Source organism: Streptomyces sp. YIM 130001, assembly GCF_003574445.1.
Lineage (GTDB): Bacteria > Actinomycetota > Actinomycetes > Streptomycetales > Streptomycetaceae > Streptomyces.
In genome coordinates this window covers 93,457-109,670 of record NZ_KZ984552.1, presented here as the reverse complement: position 1 = coordinate 109,670, position 16,214 = coordinate 93,457, and the positions used below count along the sequence as shown (strand labels likewise).

12 protein-coding genes are annotated in these 16,214 nt (G+C 71.5%); 6 read left to right on the top strand and 6 right to left on the bottom strand.

Annotated features, from left to right (window positions below; genetic code table 11):
• The first annotated feature begins 119 nt into the window (after nt 1-119).
• The 4 genes from DSC45_RS10470 (at nt 120) to DSC45_RS10455 (ending at nt 5,164) form a co-directional block, all read left to right on the top strand.
• The gene (locus DSC45_RS10470) at nt 120-1,448 is read left to right on the top strand and encodes a DUF2252 domain-containing protein (RefSeq protein ID WP_119289421.1); all 1,329 of its coding nucleotides are present in this window, start codon (nt 120-122) and stop codon (nt 1,446-1,448) included.
• A 133-nt stretch (nt 1,449-1,581) separates the two neighbouring features.
• On the top strand, nt 1,582-2,247 hold the full coding sequence (locus DSC45_RS10465; protein ID WP_240434571.1) for a hypothetical protein: 666 nt from the start codon (nt 1,582-1,584) through the stop codon (nt 2,245-2,247).
• An 87-nt stretch (nt 2,248-2,334) separates the two neighbouring features.
• The gene (locus DSC45_RS10460) at nt 2,335-3,129 is read left to right on the top strand and encodes a thioredoxin domain-containing protein (RefSeq protein ID WP_119289417.1); all 795 of its coding nucleotides are present in this window, start codon (nt 2,335-2,337) and stop codon (nt 3,127-3,129) included.
• Between the two features lie 382 nt (nt 3,130-3,511).
• Entirely contained in the window at nt 3,512-5,164 is a 1,653-nt protein-coding gene (locus tag DSC45_RS10455) for a serine/threonine-protein kinase (protein ID WP_276145451.1), read from the top strand.
• Between the two features lie 19 nt (nt 5,165-5,183).
• On the opposite strand, the gene DSC45_RS10450 is transcribed toward DSC45_RS10455, so the two are convergent.
• Nucleotides 5,184-5,753, bottom strand: coding sequence for a dienelactone hydrolase family protein (locus DSC45_RS10450; RefSeq protein WP_119289415.1), 570 nt, complete (start codon nt 5,751-5,753; stop codon nt 5,184-5,186).
• A 96-nt stretch (nt 5,754-5,849) separates the two neighbouring features.
• On the opposite strand from DSC45_RS10450, the gene DSC45_RS10445 reads away from it, so the two are divergent.
• Complete coding sequence (locus DSC45_RS10445; RefSeq protein ID WP_119289414.1) at nt 5,850-6,944, top strand: mechanosensitive ion channel family protein; 1,095 nt, start codon at nt 5,850-5,852, stop codon at nt 6,942-6,944.
• A gap of 21 nt (nt 6,945-6,965) precedes the next feature.
• Here DSC45_RS10445 and DSC45_RS10440 read toward each other — a convergent pair whose 3' ends face one another.
• From DSC45_RS10440 to DSC45_RS10420, 5 genes are all read right to left on the bottom strand, one after another.
• The gene (locus tag DSC45_RS10440) at nt 6,966-8,552 is read right to left on the bottom strand and encodes a Na+/H+ antiporter (RefSeq protein ID WP_119289412.1); all 1,587 of its coding nucleotides are present in this window, start codon (nt 8,550-8,552) and stop codon (nt 6,966-6,968) included.
• A 158-nt stretch (nt 8,553-8,710) separates the two neighbouring features.
• Nucleotides 8,711-9,199, bottom strand: a complete 489-nt coding sequence (locus tag DSC45_RS10435; RefSeq protein WP_119289410.1) for a GNAT family N-acetyltransferase — start codon at nt 9,197-9,199, stop codon at nt 8,711-8,713.
• The gene (locus DSC45_RS10430; RefSeq protein ID WP_119289408.1) at nt 9,196-10,137 is read right to left on the bottom strand and encodes an RluA family pseudouridine synthase; all 942 of its coding nucleotides are present in this window, start codon (nt 10,135-10,137) and stop codon (nt 9,196-9,198) included. The genes DSC45_RS10435 and DSC45_RS10430 overlap by 4 nt, the downstream gene beginning before the upstream one ends.
• An 80-nt stretch (nt 10,138-10,217) precedes the next feature.
• Nucleotides 10,218-11,021 (bottom strand): signal peptidase II, encoded by an 804-nt coding sequence (gene lspA, locus DSC45_RS10425; protein WP_119289406.1) that lies wholly within the window; start codon nt 11,019-11,021, stop codon nt 10,218-10,220.
• A 182-nt stretch (nt 11,022-11,203) separates the two neighbouring features.
• Complete coding sequence (locus DSC45_RS10420) at nt 11,204-12,187, bottom strand: TraR/DksA family transcriptional regulator (protein WP_119289404.1); 984 nt, start codon at nt 12,185-12,187, stop codon at nt 11,204-11,206.
• Between the two features lie 663 nt (nt 12,188-12,850).
• Here DSC45_RS10420 and ileS point away from each other — a divergent pair.
• A complete protein-coding gene (gene ileS, locus DSC45_RS10415) occupies nt 12,851-15,991 on the top strand; it encodes an isoleucine--tRNA ligase (RefSeq protein ID WP_119289402.1) in 3,141 nt (1,046 codons plus the stop codon).
• Nucleotides 15,992-16,214: the final 223 nt, after the last annotated feature.

Below are 16,214 nucleotides of genomic sequence, written 5' to 3'. Positions count from 1 at the left end.
CCGGGCGGGCACTCCTCGGTACGGTCGTGCGTTGTTCCCGAGGGGACGCGACGCCGCGTCCCACCGACCCCGAGCGCCACACCCGTAACCGGTTGGCACGCACCAGGAGGCACCAAGCGATGTCGGTCCCGCAGCCCAGCGCAGCGCAGCGCGGCGAGCAGATCCTCGGCATTTTCGACACCGCGTTCGGTGAGCTCCTCGCCGCCGATCCGGCCGCGTTCCGGGTCAAATTCCGGAAGATGGCGGCCTCCGCGTTCGCCTTCTACCGGGGCACGGCCTGCCTGTTCTACCAGGACCTGGAGCGCGAGCAGCACGGCGGCCCGTTCCTGGACGAGCGCACCGGCCGGGTCTGGATCCACGGCGACCTGCACGCGGAGAACTTCGGCACGTACATGGACTCCCAGGGCCGCCTCACGTTCAACGTCAACGACTTCGACGAGGCCTACGTCGGCCCGTTCACCTGGGACCTCAAGCGCTTCGCCGCCTCCATCGCCCTGATCGGATACGCGAAGGCGCTGAGCGACGAGCAGATCACCGACCTGGTCCGCACCTACGCGACGGCGTACCGCGAGCGCATCCACGCCCTGGCCACCGGCGCCAAGGACGACGAGGTGCCGCCGTTCACCCTGGACACCGCCGAGGGCCCGCTGCTCGGCGCGCTGCGCACGGCCCGTTCGCTGACCCGCTTCGAGCTGCTCGCCTCCATGACGGAGATCCGCGATTTCGAGCGCCGCTTCAGCGCGGACGGCGGCGCGATCGAACTGGACGCGGCCACCCGTTACAAGGTCCTGGCCGCCTTCGACGGGTACCTGGAGACGCTGCCCGAGTCGAGCCTGAGCCGCCCGGACTCGTACCGCGTCAAGGACGTCGTCGGCCGCCGCGGCATCGGCATCGGCTCCGCCGGCCTCCCGTCGTACAACATCCTCCTCGAGGGCAACAGCGACGCCCTGGAGAACGACGTCGTGATCTACCTCAAGCAGGCCCAGACCCCCGCGGTGTCCGGGCACGTCACGGACCCGGCGATCCGCGGCTACTTCCAGCACGAGGGCCACCGCACGGTGATCTCGCAGCGCGCCCTGCAGGCGCACGCCGACCCCTGGCTCGGCTGGACCGAGCTCGACGGCTCCGGCCAGCTCGTCGCCGAGGTCTCGCCGTACGCCGTGGATCTGGACTGGTCGGACATCGACGAGGCGGAGGAGATCACCGCGGTGGTCGCCGACCTCGGCCGGGCCACGGCGGCGATGCACGCCGCGGCGGACGACGAGAGCGGGCACTCGGAGCTGGTGCCGTTCTCCACGGAGCGCGCCATCGACGCGGCGATCGCCGGGGACGAGGACGGATTCGCCCCGCTGCTCGTCGACTTCGCTCATGAGTACGGCGCCCGGGCCCGCGAGGACCACCAGATCTTCGTCGACCTGTTCCGCAACGGCCGCATTCCGGGGCTGTGACCCGTTCCGTGGCGCCGTACTTCACAGGCACCCTTGAGGTCACGCTTACGCGCGGCCGTGGGACACTCGCGGGCGATACTGCGCGCAGTCCGTTGACGAAGGATGCGAAGAACGACCAGTGACGATCGCGGCGATGGCACCGAGGGCGGTGCGGGCAACTCTGTTCACGGCACTCGTCGTGACGCTGTCCGCCGGTTCGCATGTGCTGCTCGCCCGCGCCCCGCTGCCGCTCGGCACTGTCGCCGCGGTGGCCGGGGCGGTGTTCGTCCTCGCCTTCGCACTGGCCGGACGTGAGCGCGGGTACTGGCGCATCGCCGCACTCCTGGTCCCGCTCGAACTGGCCGCGGACACCGTGTTCACCACCGGTCAGCACCTCTGTTACGGCCAGGCGGGCGGGCCGGTCGCGGGCCCGCTGCGTTCGCTCGGCTTCGACGTGCTCTGCGGCGGCGAGGTGGGCGCCTCGCTCGCCCGGGCCGCGGGCGGCGCCCGGCGTCCGGCCACCGAGCTCCTCGCGGGCGCCGAGTCCGGAGCCTCCTGGCTGCTGCTCGCCGCGCACATCGGCATCGGCCTCGCCGCCGCGGCCTGGCTGCGCCACGGCGAGCGTGCGGTGGCCGCGATGCTGCGGGCGGCGACCGCGCTGGCCTTCCGGCCGCTGCTGCTGGCCGTCGCCGTGGTCCCCGCACTGCCGGAGCGGACCCGGCGGCTGCCGCGTCCCGGCCGCACCCGCCGCAGCGCCCGCGTCCGTCTCCTGGTGCACTCCGTCGCCCGCCGCGGACCACCGCGCTCCGTCCTCGCCTGAGCGAACCGGCCAGGGGCCGGCGAGCACCGCGCGGTCCACGCGCGCACCCGGACGTACCTCATCAGACGGAGCACGGAGAACACCATCATGAGCAAGCGGAACAGCCAGGCGGCGAAGTCGGCGGCACGCGAGCGGCTGCGCGCCGAGCGCGAGCGGCAGGCCAAGAAGGACAAGGCCCGCCGGCAGCTCATCGTCGCGGCCAGCGTCGTCGGCATCCTCGCCGTCGCGGGCGGCGTCGGCTACGCGGTCGTCCAGGCCAACCAGCCGGGCGCCTGGGAGACCGCCAAGGACGCCAAGCTCGTCAAGCCGGCCAACACCTCCGGCAAGAACGGCACCACGGTCGTCCTCGGCAAGGACAGCGCCAAGAAGACCCTGGAGCTGTACGAGGACTCGCGCTGCCCGGCCTGCGCCATGTTCGAGCAGGCCAACGGCGAGACCATGAAGAAGGACATCGACGCCGGCAAGTACAAGGTCCAGTACATCGGCGCCACCTTCATCGACGGCGGCGCGGGCGGCGAGGGCTCCAAGAACGCCCTGAGCGCTCTCGGTGCGGCGCTGGACGTCAGCAAGGACGCCTTCCTCGAGTACAAGAGCGCGCTGTACGCCGCCAAGAACCACCCGGAGGAGTCCGACGACAAGTTCGCGGACGACGCCTACCTGATCAAGGTCGCCAACCAGGTCCCCGACCTCAAGAGCGACAAGGCCTTCAAGAAGGCGGTCGAGGACGGCACGTACGACCGCTGGGCGCTCGAGATGTCCGCGAAGTACGACGACAGCGGCGTCGAGGGCACCCCCGCGCTCAAGATGGACGGCAAGAAGATCGAGACGCCGCAGACTCCGGAGCAGTACACCGCGGCGCTGGACAAGGCACTCAAGGGCTGACCTGCCGTCGACGGCTGACGGTTCCTCGGGAGCCGCCGCAGTGATCTCGAGGCAGTGATCTCGAGCGCGGGTCCCGGGGCGAGTTCGGCCTTGCCTGCGCGCGCCGCACACCTACCGGAACGCGGCGTGCGGCGCGTATCGACCAGCCCGTAGGCTGACGCGCGCGTGCAGGCCGGGGCCAGGGCTTGTGGTGCGGATCAGCGTGGGGCCCGGTCTTCCCCCGGCCTTCGGCGGGGAAGTGCCCCCAGCACGGCGCCTCGCCGCACGGGGGGGAGACGCGGCCCTGTCGACGCTGATCCGCAGCACAAGCCCTGGCCCCGGACCCCGGCCGGCATTGCATCCGCCCGGGGCGTATCACTGCGACATCACGAGGCGGGACAGAGTGAACGGCAACGGGGGCGCCGGAGCGACGGACGGCCGCAGGCTCGTCGACGGCGGCAGGTTCGAGCTGATCGAACGGCTCGGCAGCGGAGGCATGGGCACCGTGTGGCGGGCCCGGGACACGGTGCTGCACCGGGAGGTCGCCCTCAAGGAGGTCAGGCCGCCCGATCCGACCGCGGAGTCCGGGGCGACGCTGCGCGAGCGCGTACTGCGCGAGGCCCGCGCACTGGCCAGGATCAGCCATCCGCACGTGGTCACGATCCATCAGATCGTCGACACCGCCGAGGACCCGCACCCCTGGCTGGTGATGGAGCTGTTGCCGGGCAACACCCTCCAGGACCGCCTGGAACAGAGCCCGTTGACGCCCGTCGAGGCCGCGCGGCTCGGCCGGCAGGTGCTCGCCGCACTCCGTGCCGCGCACGCGGCGGGCATCCAGCACCGGGACGTGAAACCCGCCAACGTCATGCTCCGGGCGGACGGCAGCGCGGTCCTCACCGACTTCGGCATCGCCGCCCTGCAGGGTTCCACCTCGCTGACGGCGACCGGCGACCTCGTCGGCTCCCCCGAGTTCATCGCGCCGGAGCGGATCCGCGGCGTCGACAACGACCCCGCATCCGACCTGTGGTCGCTCGGCCTGGTCCTCTACGTCGCGGCGGAGGGACACAATCCGCTGCGCCGTGGCACACCGCTCGCCACGCTCGCCGCGGTGCTCGACGAATCAGTTCCGCCGCCGGTCCGCTCGGGCCCCCTCGCACCGGCGCTCCAGACGCTGCTGGTACGGGACCCCGCCGCGCGCCCGGACGCCGCGCGCCTCGACCAGCTCCTGGCCGAGGCCGAGTCCGGCCGGGCTCCGTCCTGGCCGTCAGCCCCGGGCGCCGCACAGGCGGCGTACGGATATCCGCCGCAGGCCCCGGCGTACGGCTACCCGCCGCAGGCTTCGTACGGCTACCCGCCCCAGGGCCACGGCACCCCGCACCCCTCGACGCCGTATCCGCCGGCCCACCCGACATCCACGGCCCCCGGCACGACTCCGCGCCGCAGCCGGACACCGGTGATCATCGCGGTGGCGGCTGTCGTGGTGGCGGTGGTGGCCGCCTCCGCTCTGGCACTCAACCTCCGTGACAGCGGCGGGACTCAGGCAGGCGACACCACCGGCGGTGGCGGCCAGGACGACGGCCGCGACCGGCACACCACCGCGCCGAAGGAACCGGCCGATTCGGCGAGCCCCGGCCGGCAGACGGACCGCCCCGCGGACCCCGCCCCCGAGTCCTCGTCGAGCCGGCCCGCACCGAGCGCGACCCCGACTTCGCCGCGGCCGCCCGCCACGGGCACCTGGGTGGCCCAGTTCCTCTCGGAGCCGGTGTCATCGGGCACCGCGACCCGGGACATGCGCCTGGCCCGGGTACGCAAGGACGTGCCCGAGGCGAAGTTCGTGCGCAGCGACAACTACGCCTCGCTGCGGCCCGGTTACTGGGTCATCTACGCACCGGGCCCGTTCGCGGACGGCCGCGCGGCGCTGCGCTACTGCGCGCAACGCGGCAGGACCTCGTCCGACACCTGCGTCGGCCGCTTCATGAGCAACGACGTCGACGACATCCGCCTGCTGTGCCGCCCGCCCGTACAGAAGCCGACCGGCACCTGCACGCGGCGCTGACCGCGGCGGGCGCGCCGGCTCAGAGCGAGTCCAGGAACCCCAGCGCCTGCTTCCAGGTCTCCTCGGCCGCTTCCGCGTCGTAGTCGGCGAGTTCGGGGTGGGTGTAGAGGTGGCCCGCGCCGCGGTAGCGGTAGACCTCCACGTCCGCACCGGCCCGGCCCATGCGCAGGTACCAGGCGTTCAGCCAGTCGTCCGGCTCGAAGGGGTCCGGGTCGGCGACGTGCAGCTGTACGGGCAGCTCGTCGACCGAGGCGTCGTCCGCGATGTCGGACGTGCCGTGCAGCAGGAGCAGGCCCCGGGCCTTGTCGTCGGCCAGTGCCAGGTTCTGCGCGAGGGAGCCACCGAGCGAGAAGCCGGCGTAGACGAGCCCGTCGTTCGAGTACGGTGCCGCGGCCGTCACCGCTCGCCTGAGCAGTTCGTCCGTGCCGATCTCGTCCTTGATCCGCATACCCTCCTCGACGGTCTCCGCGGTCCGTCCGTCGTACAGGTCGGGCACGTGCACCTCGTGCCCCGCGGCCCGCAACCGGTCGGCCGCCGCGTGCACCGCGGGGCCGAGTCCCTGGGCCGAGTGGAAAAGGATGATGTTCATGCGCCCATCGTGCCAGGCCCGGGGGCTACGACGGAGACCAGGAGGTTGGGGACACCCCCTCCAGGTCCGGCGCGCGGAGCCAGTACGGTCGGGCGCATGGAGAACGTACTGCGCCCCCTGTTCGTCGTCGGTGGCTCGGTCCTGCTCACCCTGGTCATCGGCTGGCTGGTGGACCGGCTCCTGCACCGGACCTCCGAGCGACACCGGGAGACCCCGCTGTGGGGACTGCTCCGCCGTTGCCGCGTCCCGTTGCAGGTCCTGCTGATCGCGGGCCTGCTGAGAGGCACCTATCTCCAGACGAAATGGTTCGACGAGCACGAGGAAGGGGTCGGCCAGTTCCTGACACTGGTCCTGATCGCCTCGGCCGCCTGGCTCATCATCCGGATCGCCACAGCGGTGGTCGAGTCCGGATACGCGCGCTACGCGGCGACCAACCGCGACCCGGCCCGCGTACGCCGGGTACGGACCCAGGTCACCTTGATCCAACGGGTCGTGACCGCCGTGGTCGGCACGGTCGCGGTGGCGTCGATGCTGCTGACCTTCCCCGCGATGCGCACGGTCGGCACCTCGATGCTGGCCTCGGCGGGCCTGCTCGGCATCGTCGCGGGCATCGCCGCACAGTCCACGCTCGGCAATCTCTTCGCCGGGTTCCAGATCGCGTTCGGCGACATGGTGCGCCTCGGCGACACCGTGGTGGTGGACGGCGAGTGGGGCACCATCGACGAGATCACACTGACCTTCCTGACGGTGCGGACCTGGGACGACCGACGGATCACCATGCCGGTGTCGTACTTCACCAGCAAGCCGTTCGAGAACTGGTCGCGCGGCGGTGCGCAGATGACCGGCACCGTCTATCTGCAGCTGGACCACACCGCGCCGGTGCCGGCGATACGCGAGAAGCTCCGCGAGATCCTGCACGACTGCTCGGCCTGGGACGGGCGGGACTGGGGCATCGCTGTCACCGACACCTCGCCGACCACGATGGAGGTGCGGGCCGTCGTCACCGCGAAGGACGCGGACGACATCTGGACGGTGCGCGTCACCGTGCGCGAGCAGCTGCTGGCCTGGCTGGCCCACGATCACCCCTACGCACTGCCCCGGGTGACCACGGCCGAGGCGGCGCCCCCGCCGAAGCAGTTCCACGAGGAGGAGGCGCCCTCCGGTGACGTGGGGCGTACCGGCCGGGGCTGACCACCGGCGTCCCGCCGAGGCTCAGCGCATGCTGCGTACGTCGAGGTGGCGCAGCACACGGTCGACGATCTCGGGGTCGCCGCCCGGCTCGTTACGGGCGTCGAGCACCGCATGCCGGGCGGCGGACATCATCTCGCCCTGGATCTGGCGGACCCGCTTGATGCGCCTGATCCGCTCCTCCTGGGCTTCCCGCCGCTCGTCGCCGGGCAGGTCCGGGCTGATCCGGAGCCCGATGTCGTAGGCCCTGCGCATCAGTTGCTCCTGGACCTCGTCCGGGAGTTCCTCGACGGCCTCGATCTCCTTGAGCCGGGCCTTCGCCGCCTTCGCGGCACGGATGGCGAGGTCCTTCTCGTAATCCGCCTCCGACTCGGCGTCGGCGGCCACGCCCAACTTCCGCACCAGCCAAGGCAGGCTGAGACCCTGCAGCACGAGCGTCGCCAGGATCACCCCGAAGGCGATGAAGACGATCTCGTCACGGTCCGGGAAGGCACCGCCGTCCTCCGTGGTGAGCGGGATGGCGAGCGCAAGGGCCACCGACGCCACACCGCGCATTCCGGACCACCACATGACGACCGTCTCCCGGACGCTGACCGGGATCTCCTCGTCCGCGTCGCGCGCGGTGTGCAGCTTTTTCGCCAGCCAGGACGCCGGCAACAGCCAGACCAGGCGTACCAGCACCACCACCGCGACGACCGCGCCCGCCCAGCCGAGCAGCTCGCCCCAGCGGCCGGAAGCGGTGTTGATGGCGTTGTGCAGCTCGAGGCCGATCAGGCCGAAGGCGATGCCGGTGACCAGGGTGTCGACGACCTCCCAGAAGGTCCGCCCGACGAGGCGGCCCATCACGTCGTCCGCGTCCGCCGCGTACTCGGCGAGGAACATCGCGGTGGTCAGGACGGCGAGCACGCCGGAGCCGTGGAGCTCCTCGGCGAGCACGTAACTCACGAAGGGCACCAGGAGGGTGAGGCTGACCTGCAGCGTGGCGTCGCCGAGGAGTCCGATCAGCCGGTTCGCCGCCCAGCCGAGGCCGAGGCCGACGGCCACCGCGACGACTGCGGACAGGACCAGCTGGAAAGCGGCTTCGGAGACCGAGAAGGTGCCGCTGACGGCGGCCGCGATCGCCACGTGGTAGAGCACGATCGCGGTGACGTCGTTGAACAGGCCTTCGCCCTCGAGGATCGACACCAGGCGCCTGGGCAGGCCGAGTTGGCCCGCGACCGCGGTCGCGGCCACCGGGTCGGGCGGGGCCACGAGCGCGCCGAGCGCCACCGCCGCCGCGATCGGCAGACCCGGCACGATCGCGTGCGCGACGGCCGCGACCGCGGCGGTGGTGACGAAGACCAGGGCGACCGCGAGCAGCAGGATGGGCCGTACGTTGCTGGTGAACTGCCGCCAGGAGGTGCGCTGCACGGCTGCGTAGAGCAGCGGTGGGAGCACCAGCGGCAGGATGTACTCGGGCGGCACCTCGACGTTCGGCACGGCCGGGATCAGCGCGAGGACGACGCCGACGAGGGTCATCAGGACCGGCGCGGGAAGCTTCAGCCGTTCCCCGATCGGAACACTCAGCACCGCCCCGAGCAACAGCACGAACAGCAGTGCCAACTGGTCCACGGTGAGGGCCTCCGTACCTGTAATGCGTCACACGCTCGACGGTTCGGCGTCCACCCTGCCATGCGACCGCCGTGAATCAGGCGATACCCCCCGGTTCTCGCCGTCCGACGACCTGGCCACAGAGGTCCGTGCCGATGGTTCGCGCCTGAAGTTCGTCTCTACGGGAGCGGCTTGCGCATGGACCGGTGCTCGATCCCGGCGTCGAGGAACTCCGGCCCGTACGCCGCGTAGCCGAGCCGCTCGTAGAAGCCCAGCGCCTGCGTCTGGGCGTGCAGGTCCACGGCGGTGAGCCCGCGTTCCGCTCCAGCCCGTTCGATCGCCGCGACGAGGGCGGCACCGACGCCGAGTCCGCGCGCCTGCGCGGTCACCGCGAGCCGGCCGAGCGAACCGACCGTCAGGTCACCGCCGGTCCGGTCCGCCGCACCGGGCCCGTGGAGCAGGCGGCCGGTGCCGAGCGCCGTTCCGTCCGGGGCCACGGCCAGGACGTGCACGGTCGAGGCGTCCTCGGCGTCGAACTCGTCGTACTCGAGGTCCTCCGGCACCTGCTGCTCGACGACGAAGACCTCCTTGCGCACGGCGAAGCAGGCCTCGCGGTCGGCGATCCCGGACGCCTCCCGGACGTCGGCCCGGGACTCGTCGGAACTCATTCGCTCTCCGCCCGCACCCGGTCGAGGGCCTGCTGCAGATCGTCGGGGTACGAGCTCTCGTACTCGACCCAGTCCCGGCTGCCCGGGTGCTCGAAGCCGAGGCGCACGGCGTGCAGCCACTGCCGGGTCAGGCCGAGACGCTTGCCGAGCGTGGGGTCCGCGCCGTACGTCAGGTCGCCGACGCAAGGGTGCTTGTGCGCGGACATGTGGACCCGGATCTGGTGGGTGCGGCCCGTCTCCAGCTTGATGTCCAGGAGCGAGGCCGCGCGGAACGCCTCGATCAGGTCGTAGTGCGTGACCGACGCCTTGCCCTCGGCGGTGACGGCCCACTTGTAGTCGTGCTGCGGGTGCCGGCCGATGGGGGCGTCGATGGTGCCGCTGAGCGGGTCGGGGTGGCCCTGCACCAGGGCGTGGTAGCGCTTGTCGACCGTACGCTCGCGGAACTGCTGCTTCAGCGAGCTGTAGGCGCGCTCGGACTTGGCGACCACCATCAGACCCGAGGTGCCGACGTCGAGTCGGTGCACGATGCCCTGGCGCTCGGCGGCACCCGAGGTGGAGATCCGGTAACCGGCCGCCGCGAGACCGCCGATCACCGTGGTGCCGGTCCAGCCGGGGCTCGGGTGGGCGGCGACGCCCACCGGCTTCATGATCACCACGATGTCGTCGTCGTCGTGCACGATCTCCATGCCCTCGACGGGCTCCGCCACGACCTGCACAGGTTGCGCCGCCTGCGGCATCTCCACCTCGAGCCAGGCGCCGCCGTGCACCCGCTCGGACTTCCCGACGGCAGCGCCGTCGACCAGCACCTTCCCGGCGGCGGCCAGCTCGGCGGCCTTGGTGCGGGAAAAGCCGAACATCCGGGAGATGGCGGCGTCGACGCGCTCGCCCTCCAGGCCGTCGGGCACGGGCAGGGTGCGGATCTCGGGAACGGTGCTCACCCCCCGAGTATGACCGACGCCGACGGCCCTCCCGTACGGCAGGGCGTCCGGGCCCCTGACCGTACGACCGGCGCGGGCGGTCAGTCCTTGTGCACGGTCCCGTCGGGGTCGAGGCCGCGGAACGACAGGAGCACGATCAGGATGCCGCCGCAGACGATCGCGGAGTCCGCGAGGTTGAAGACCGCGAAGCCCTTGGGGGCGATGAAGTCGACGACGGCGCCCTCGAAGACGCCCGGCGCCCGGAAGATGCGGTCGGTGAGATTGCCGAGCGCGCCACCGAGGAGCATGCCGAGCGCAATGGCCCAGGGCAGGCTGTACAGCTTGCGCGCGAGGCGCACGATGACGACGATCACGATGGCCGCGATGCAGGTGAAGATGATGGTGAAGGCCTCACCGAAGCCGAAGGCGGCACCGGCGTTCCTGATCGCCTCGAAGCGCAGCCACTCGCCGATCACCTCGATCGGTTCGTGATGCTCGAGCTTCGACACCACCAGCATCTTGCTGACCAGGTCGAGGACGTAGGCGAAGGCTGCCACTCCGAGCAGGATCGCCAGCCGGCGCTTGCCCTTGGGCGCCTCGTCCTGCGCCGTCTCACCGCGGTCGGAGTCAGCGGCGGTGTCGGACTCGGTCCCGTCCTCGGGCGACGCCTCGTCCTTCGGCGAAGCCTCGTCCCCGGCCGAGTCCGCTTCGGACGAAACCTCGTCCTTCTCGGATTCGTCCGAGACATCGGCGACGTCGCTCTCGCTCCCGGCGGACTGCCCGCTGTCAGCGGACTCCACCTCCGCGGCAGCCTCGTCCCGCGCACCCGTCTCCGGCCGGCGAACCCGCTCCGGCTCAGCACCGTCAACGTCCGACGTACCGATGATGCGCTCCGCCTCTGCCACGTGAGTCCCTCAACCTAGATGCCGACTGAGGATGAGGGTACGACACACCTCTGCGGCGGCCGCGCCGCCCGGTTGCCCCGGTCCACGGCACCGGTTCAACGCCCCGCACCGCCCCGTGGTTCCCGCCGGAACGACCGCGTCCGCCGCCGCTGGCGCTGCCGCTGCCGCCAGGGGAGAGACCCCTAGTAACGCCGCTCCTGCTTCTGCTTGCACTCCACGCAGAGCGTGGCCCGCGGGAACGCCTGCATACGGGCCTTGCCGATCGCCTGCCCGCAGTTCTCGCACAGACCGTAGGTGCCGGCGTCGAGCTGGCGCAGCGCCCGCTCGGTCTGCTCGAGCATCTCGCGGGCGTTGGCGGCCAGCGCCACCTCCGTCTCCCGCGTGATGTTCTTGGTGCCGGTGTCCGCCTGGTCGTCGCCGGCACCGTCACCGGAGTCCCGCATCAGGCCGACGAGGGACTCCTCGGCCGTCGAGATCTCGGTGCGCAGCCGCTCCACCTCACCTGCGAGTTCCGTACGGGCCCCCGCGACCTCTTCCGGAGTCCACGGGTCCTCCCCCGGCCGCACCGCGAGCTCGCCCGGCCCAGCGGAGCCCTCACCCCGCGCCGGAGGCACCGCCGATTCTGCCGTCGCCGTCCCTGGGGTCTTCTTCGCAACCACCGACCTGGCTCCCGTCGTCCCAGCGGCCTCGGCCGCGTCATCGGCGGCCGGCAGTGCTGCCGCCCGCTCCTCGCCCGTGCCGCTCGCCGCGGCGCGGTCCTTGCCGGTCGCGCTTTTCGTCGTCGTGCCGCCCGCGGCACCGTGGCCGGCCGCGGTCTTCTTCGCCGCCGCCTTCTTGGCCGGAGGCGTCTTCTTCGCGGGCGCCGTCGTCTTGGCCGGCCCCTGCGCCTCGGCCGTCTCCCCGGCCGCCGTCTTCTTCGCCGCCGCCTTCTTCGTCGTGGTCTTCTTGGCCGCGGTCTTCTTGGCGGTCCCCTTCGCGGGTGCCGCCTTCTTGGCCGCGGCCTTCTTCTGCGCCGCCTTCGCCGCAGGCGTCGTCGCCACCGCCTTCTCGGCAGCCTTCTTGGCCGCGGTCTTGGCCGTGGACTTCTTGCCGTGCACGTTCTTGGCCGCCGCGTCCGTGGATTCGGTGGACTCCGACTGCTGTACGGCGGTCTTCTTCGCCACCATGGTCGCGGCCCCTTCACAATTTGTGATCTTGCTCGCGAATCGTGCTGGGACGATAAATCGACTTCACGCCCGCGGCAACGGGGCACGCCGCCCGATCCACCCGCCTCGCCGGTGTCACGCGGCGGGCTTGCACACGTTGTGCCCAGCTCCCCGCCAGGTATTCCGGCCGAACCCGCACCGTGGGCACACTCCGGCCGCAGGTGGCCATTCGGGTCACCCGAGCCCCGCCCCGGCCGCCTCGGTCCCGGCCTCCCGAAGCCGTAAATCCAGTGCGCGCCCGCACCCGGGGGCCCGTACACTGTGGGAGTCCCCACGCTCTGGGCGCACCTCCCGACACCACCGGAGGGAAGCCGGGAGCACGGGGACCAGCGAAAGGCATCGACGGGGACGAGTAGCGTCCGTACGCGGCCAGGAGCGACCCGGGGACGGTGTGAGCCCGGGGGCAGGCGCGAGCGCGAAGATCACCCCGGAGCCGCCGGAAGAACACCGCGGACCGCCCCCACGAGGTGCGGCCCCCGGCCAGTAGACCCGGCATCGCGACCCCAATGAGGGGGCCCGCCCGCGCACACGCGCCGGAGGGCCAAGGAGGGTGGTACCGCGGGAGCCCTGCGTAGCAGGCCTCGTCCCTTCGACGGAAGTCAGTAGTCCGCCGGAGGAAGCTCGTTGAACACGCAGCCGCAGTACCGCCAGGTGCCCGCCCAGGTCGACCTGCCCGCCATCGAGCACGCCGTGCTCGACTTCTGGGACCAGCAGAAGATCTTCGCCAAGAGCCTCGAGCAGTCCGAGGGCCGCCCGGAGTGGGTCTTCTACGAGGGCCCGCCCACGGCCAACGGCATGCCGGGCGCCCACCACATCGAGGCCCGCGTCTTCAAGGACGTCTTCCCCCGCTTCCGCACCATGCGCGGCTACCACGTCGCCCGCAAGGCCGGCTGGGACTGCCACGGCCTGCCGGTCGAGCTCGCCGTCGAGAAGGAACTCGGGTTCAACGGCAAGAAGGACATCGAGGCGTACGGCATCGCCGAGTTCAACGCCAAGTGCCGCGAGTCCGTGACCCGTCACACCGACGCCTTCGCCGAGCTCACCCAGCGCATGGGCTACTGGGTCGACCTCGACGACGCGTACCGCACGATGGACCCCGAGTACGTCGAGTCCGTCTGGTGGTCCCTGAAGGAGATCTTCAACAAGGACCTGCTGGTCCAGGACCACCGCGTCGCCCCCTGGTGCCCGCGCTGCGGCACGGGCCTGTCCGACCACGAGCTGGCCCAGGGCTACGAGACGGTCGTCGACCCGTCCGTCTTCGTCCGCTTCCCGCTGACCTCGGGGCCGCTCGCGGGCGAGGCCGCGCTCCTCGTCTGGACGACGACCCCCTGGACCCTGGTGTCCAACACGGCGGTCGCGGCCCACCCCGAGGTGACCTACGTCGTCGCGACGGACGGCGCCGAGAAGCTGGTCGTCGCCGAGCCGCTGGTCGAGAAGGCGCTCGGCGAAGGCTGGGAGCCGACCGGAGAGCGCTTCACCGGCGCCGAGATGGAGCGCTGGACATACCGACGCCCCTTCGAGCTGGTGGAGTTCCCCGCCCCCGCGCACTACGTCGTCAACGCCGAGTACGTCACCACCGAGGACGGCACGGGTCTGGTCCACCAGTCCCCCGCCTTCGGTGAGGACGACCTCCTGGTCTGTCGCGCGTACGGCCTGCCGGTGGTGAACCCGGTCCGCCCGGACGGCACCTTCGAGGAGGAACTCCCGCTGGTCGGCGGCGTGTTCTTCAAGAAGGCCGACGAGGCCCTCACCCAGGACCTGGCCGACCGCGGCCTGCTGTTCCGGCACGTACCGTACGAGCACAGCTACCCGCACTGCTGGCGCTGCCACACCGCGCTGCTCTACTACGCGCAGCCGTCCTGGTACATCCGCACCACCCGGATCAAGGACCGACTCCTCGAGGAGAACGAGAAGACCAACTGGTTCCCGGACTCCGTCAAGCACGGCCGCTACGGCGACTGGCTCAACAACAACATCGACTGGGCCCTGTCCCGCAACCGCTACTGGGGTACCCCGCTGCCCATCTGGCGCTGCGAAGAGGGCCACCTCACCTGCGTCGGCTCGCGTGCCGAACTGACCGAGCTGACCGGCATCGACCAGTCCTCACTCGACCCGCACCGCCCGTACATCGACGCGGTCACCTTCGACTGCCCGCAGTGCTCGGCGACGGCCACCCGCGTGCCCGAGGTCATCGACGCCTGGTACGACTCGGGTTCGATGCCCTTCGCACAGTGGGGCTACCCGTACCGGAACAAGGAGCTCTTCGAGCAGCGCTACCCGGCGCAGTTCATCTCGGAGGCCATCGACCAGACCCGCGGCTGGTTCTACACCCTGATGGCCGTCGGGACCCTGGTCTTCGACAAGTCCAGTTACGAGAACGTCGTCTGCCTCGGCCACATCCTCGCCGAGGACGGCCGCAAGATGTCCAAGCACCTGGGCAACATCCTGGAGCCCATCGCGCTGATGGACCAGCACGGCGCCGACGCGGTGCGCTGGTTCATGGCCGCAGGCGGCTCGCCCTGGGCGGCCCGCCGGGTCGGCCATGGCACGATCCAGGAGGTCGTCCGCAAGACCCTCCTCACGTACTGGAACACGGTCGCCTTCCAGGCCCTCTACGCCCGCACCTCCAACTGGTCGCCCAGCGAGGCCGATCCGGCACCGGCGGACCGCACGATCCTCGACCGCTGGCTGCTCGGCGAGCTGAACACCCTGGTCGCCGGCTGCACCGAGGCCCTCGACTCCTACGACACCCAGCGCGCCGGCAAGCTCCTGTCCGCCTTCGTCGACGACCTCTCCAACTGGTACGTCCGCCGCTCCCGCCGCCGCTTCTGGCAGGGCGACAAGGCGGCACTGCGCACGCTGCACGAGGTCGTGGAGACGGTGACCCGACTGCTCGCGCCGCTCACCCCGTTCATCACCGAGCGGGTCTGGCAGGACCTGGTCGTGCCGGTCACCCCCGACGCCCCGGAGTCGGTGCACCTGTCCTCGTGGCCCGAGGCGGACGCCTCGATGATCGACCCGACACTGTCCCAGCAGATGCTCCTGGTACGTCGCGTGGTGGAGCTGGGCCGTGCCACCCGCGCCGAGTCCGGGGTGAAGACCCGCCAGCCGCTGTCCCGCGCGCTGGTCGCGGTGGCCGGCTTCGAGGCCCTCGACGACGCACTGCGCGCCCAGATCACCGAGGAACTGAACGTCTCCTCGCTGGCCTCGCTCAGCGAGGTGGGCGGCTCCCTCGTGGACACCACGGCGAAGGCCAACTTCCGTACGCTCGGCAAGCGTTTCGGCAAGGGCGTCCAGGCCGTGGCGAAGGCCGTGGCCGAGGCGGACGCGGCCGCACTGTCCCGCGCCCTGCGTGCCGGTACGGCCTCCGTCGAGGTCGAGGGCGAGACGGTGACGCTCGGCCCCGACGAGGTGATCATCACCGAGACGCCGCGCGAGGGTTGGTCGGTGGCCTCCGACTCGGGCGCCACGGTCGCGCTCGACCTGGAGATCACCGAGGAGCTGCGCCGTGCGGGCCTGGCCCGGGACGCGATCCGGCTGATCCAGGAGGCCCGCAAGAACAGCGGCCTGGACGTCGCCGACCGGATCGAGGTCCGCTGGTCCACGACCTCCGACGAGACGGCCTCCGCGCTCGCCGAGCAGACGCCCCTGATCTCCGACGAGGTCCTCGCCGACGCCTTCACCCGCGAGGCGCCGGACGAGACGTACGGCCCCGCCTTCGAGGACGCCCCCCTCGCCCTCACCTTCCACCTCCGCAAGGCATAGGCCCCGGGGCACCGACCTGACGAACTCACCCCGAACATCGGGCGGGCTGGACACTCCAGCCCGCCCGATGTGCCTTCCCCGACTCAAGCCCCTCCGGCGGTCGAGGAGCGGAGTCCGGGTCAGCGCCCCGAGGCGGCCACTCCGGCACGGACAGCCAAAAAGGCCGGGGCCCGGGAAGTTCACACTCCCCGGGCCCCGGCCTCAAACCGCGCTGCCGACGCGC

What these genes read in the sequence shown, in the direction of transcription:
- DSC45_RS10470 (WP_119289421.1), top strand. Translation starts at nt 120, where the DNA reads ATGTCGGTCCCGCAGCCCAGCGCAGCGCAGCGCGGCGAGCAGATCCTC.
- DSC45_RS10445 (WP_119289414.1), top strand. Translation starts at nt 5,850, where the DNA reads ATGGAGAACGTACTGCGCCCCCTGTTCGTCGTCGGTGGCTCGGTCCTG.
- DSC45_RS10435 (WP_119289410.1), bottom strand. Translation starts at nt 9,199, where the DNA reads ATGAGTTCCGACGAGTCCCGGGCCGACGTCCGGGAGGCGTCCGGGATC.
- DSC45_RS10450 (WP_119289415.1), bottom strand. Translation starts at nt 5,753, where the DNA reads ATGAACATCATCCTTTTCCACTCGGCCCAGGGACTCGGCCCCGCGGTG.
- DSC45_RS10465 (WP_240434571.1), top strand. Translation starts at nt 1,582, where the DNA reads ATGGCACCGAGGGCGGTGCGGGCAACTCTGTTCACGGCACTCGTCGTG.
- DSC45_RS10420 (WP_119289404.1), bottom strand. Translation starts at nt 12,187, where the DNA reads ATGGTGGCGAAGAAGACCGCCGTACAGCAGTCGGAGTCCACCGAATCC.
- DSC45_RS10460 (WP_119289417.1), top strand. Translation starts at nt 2,335, where the DNA reads ATGAGCAAGCGGAACAGCCAGGCGGCGAAGTCGGCGGCACGCGAGCGG.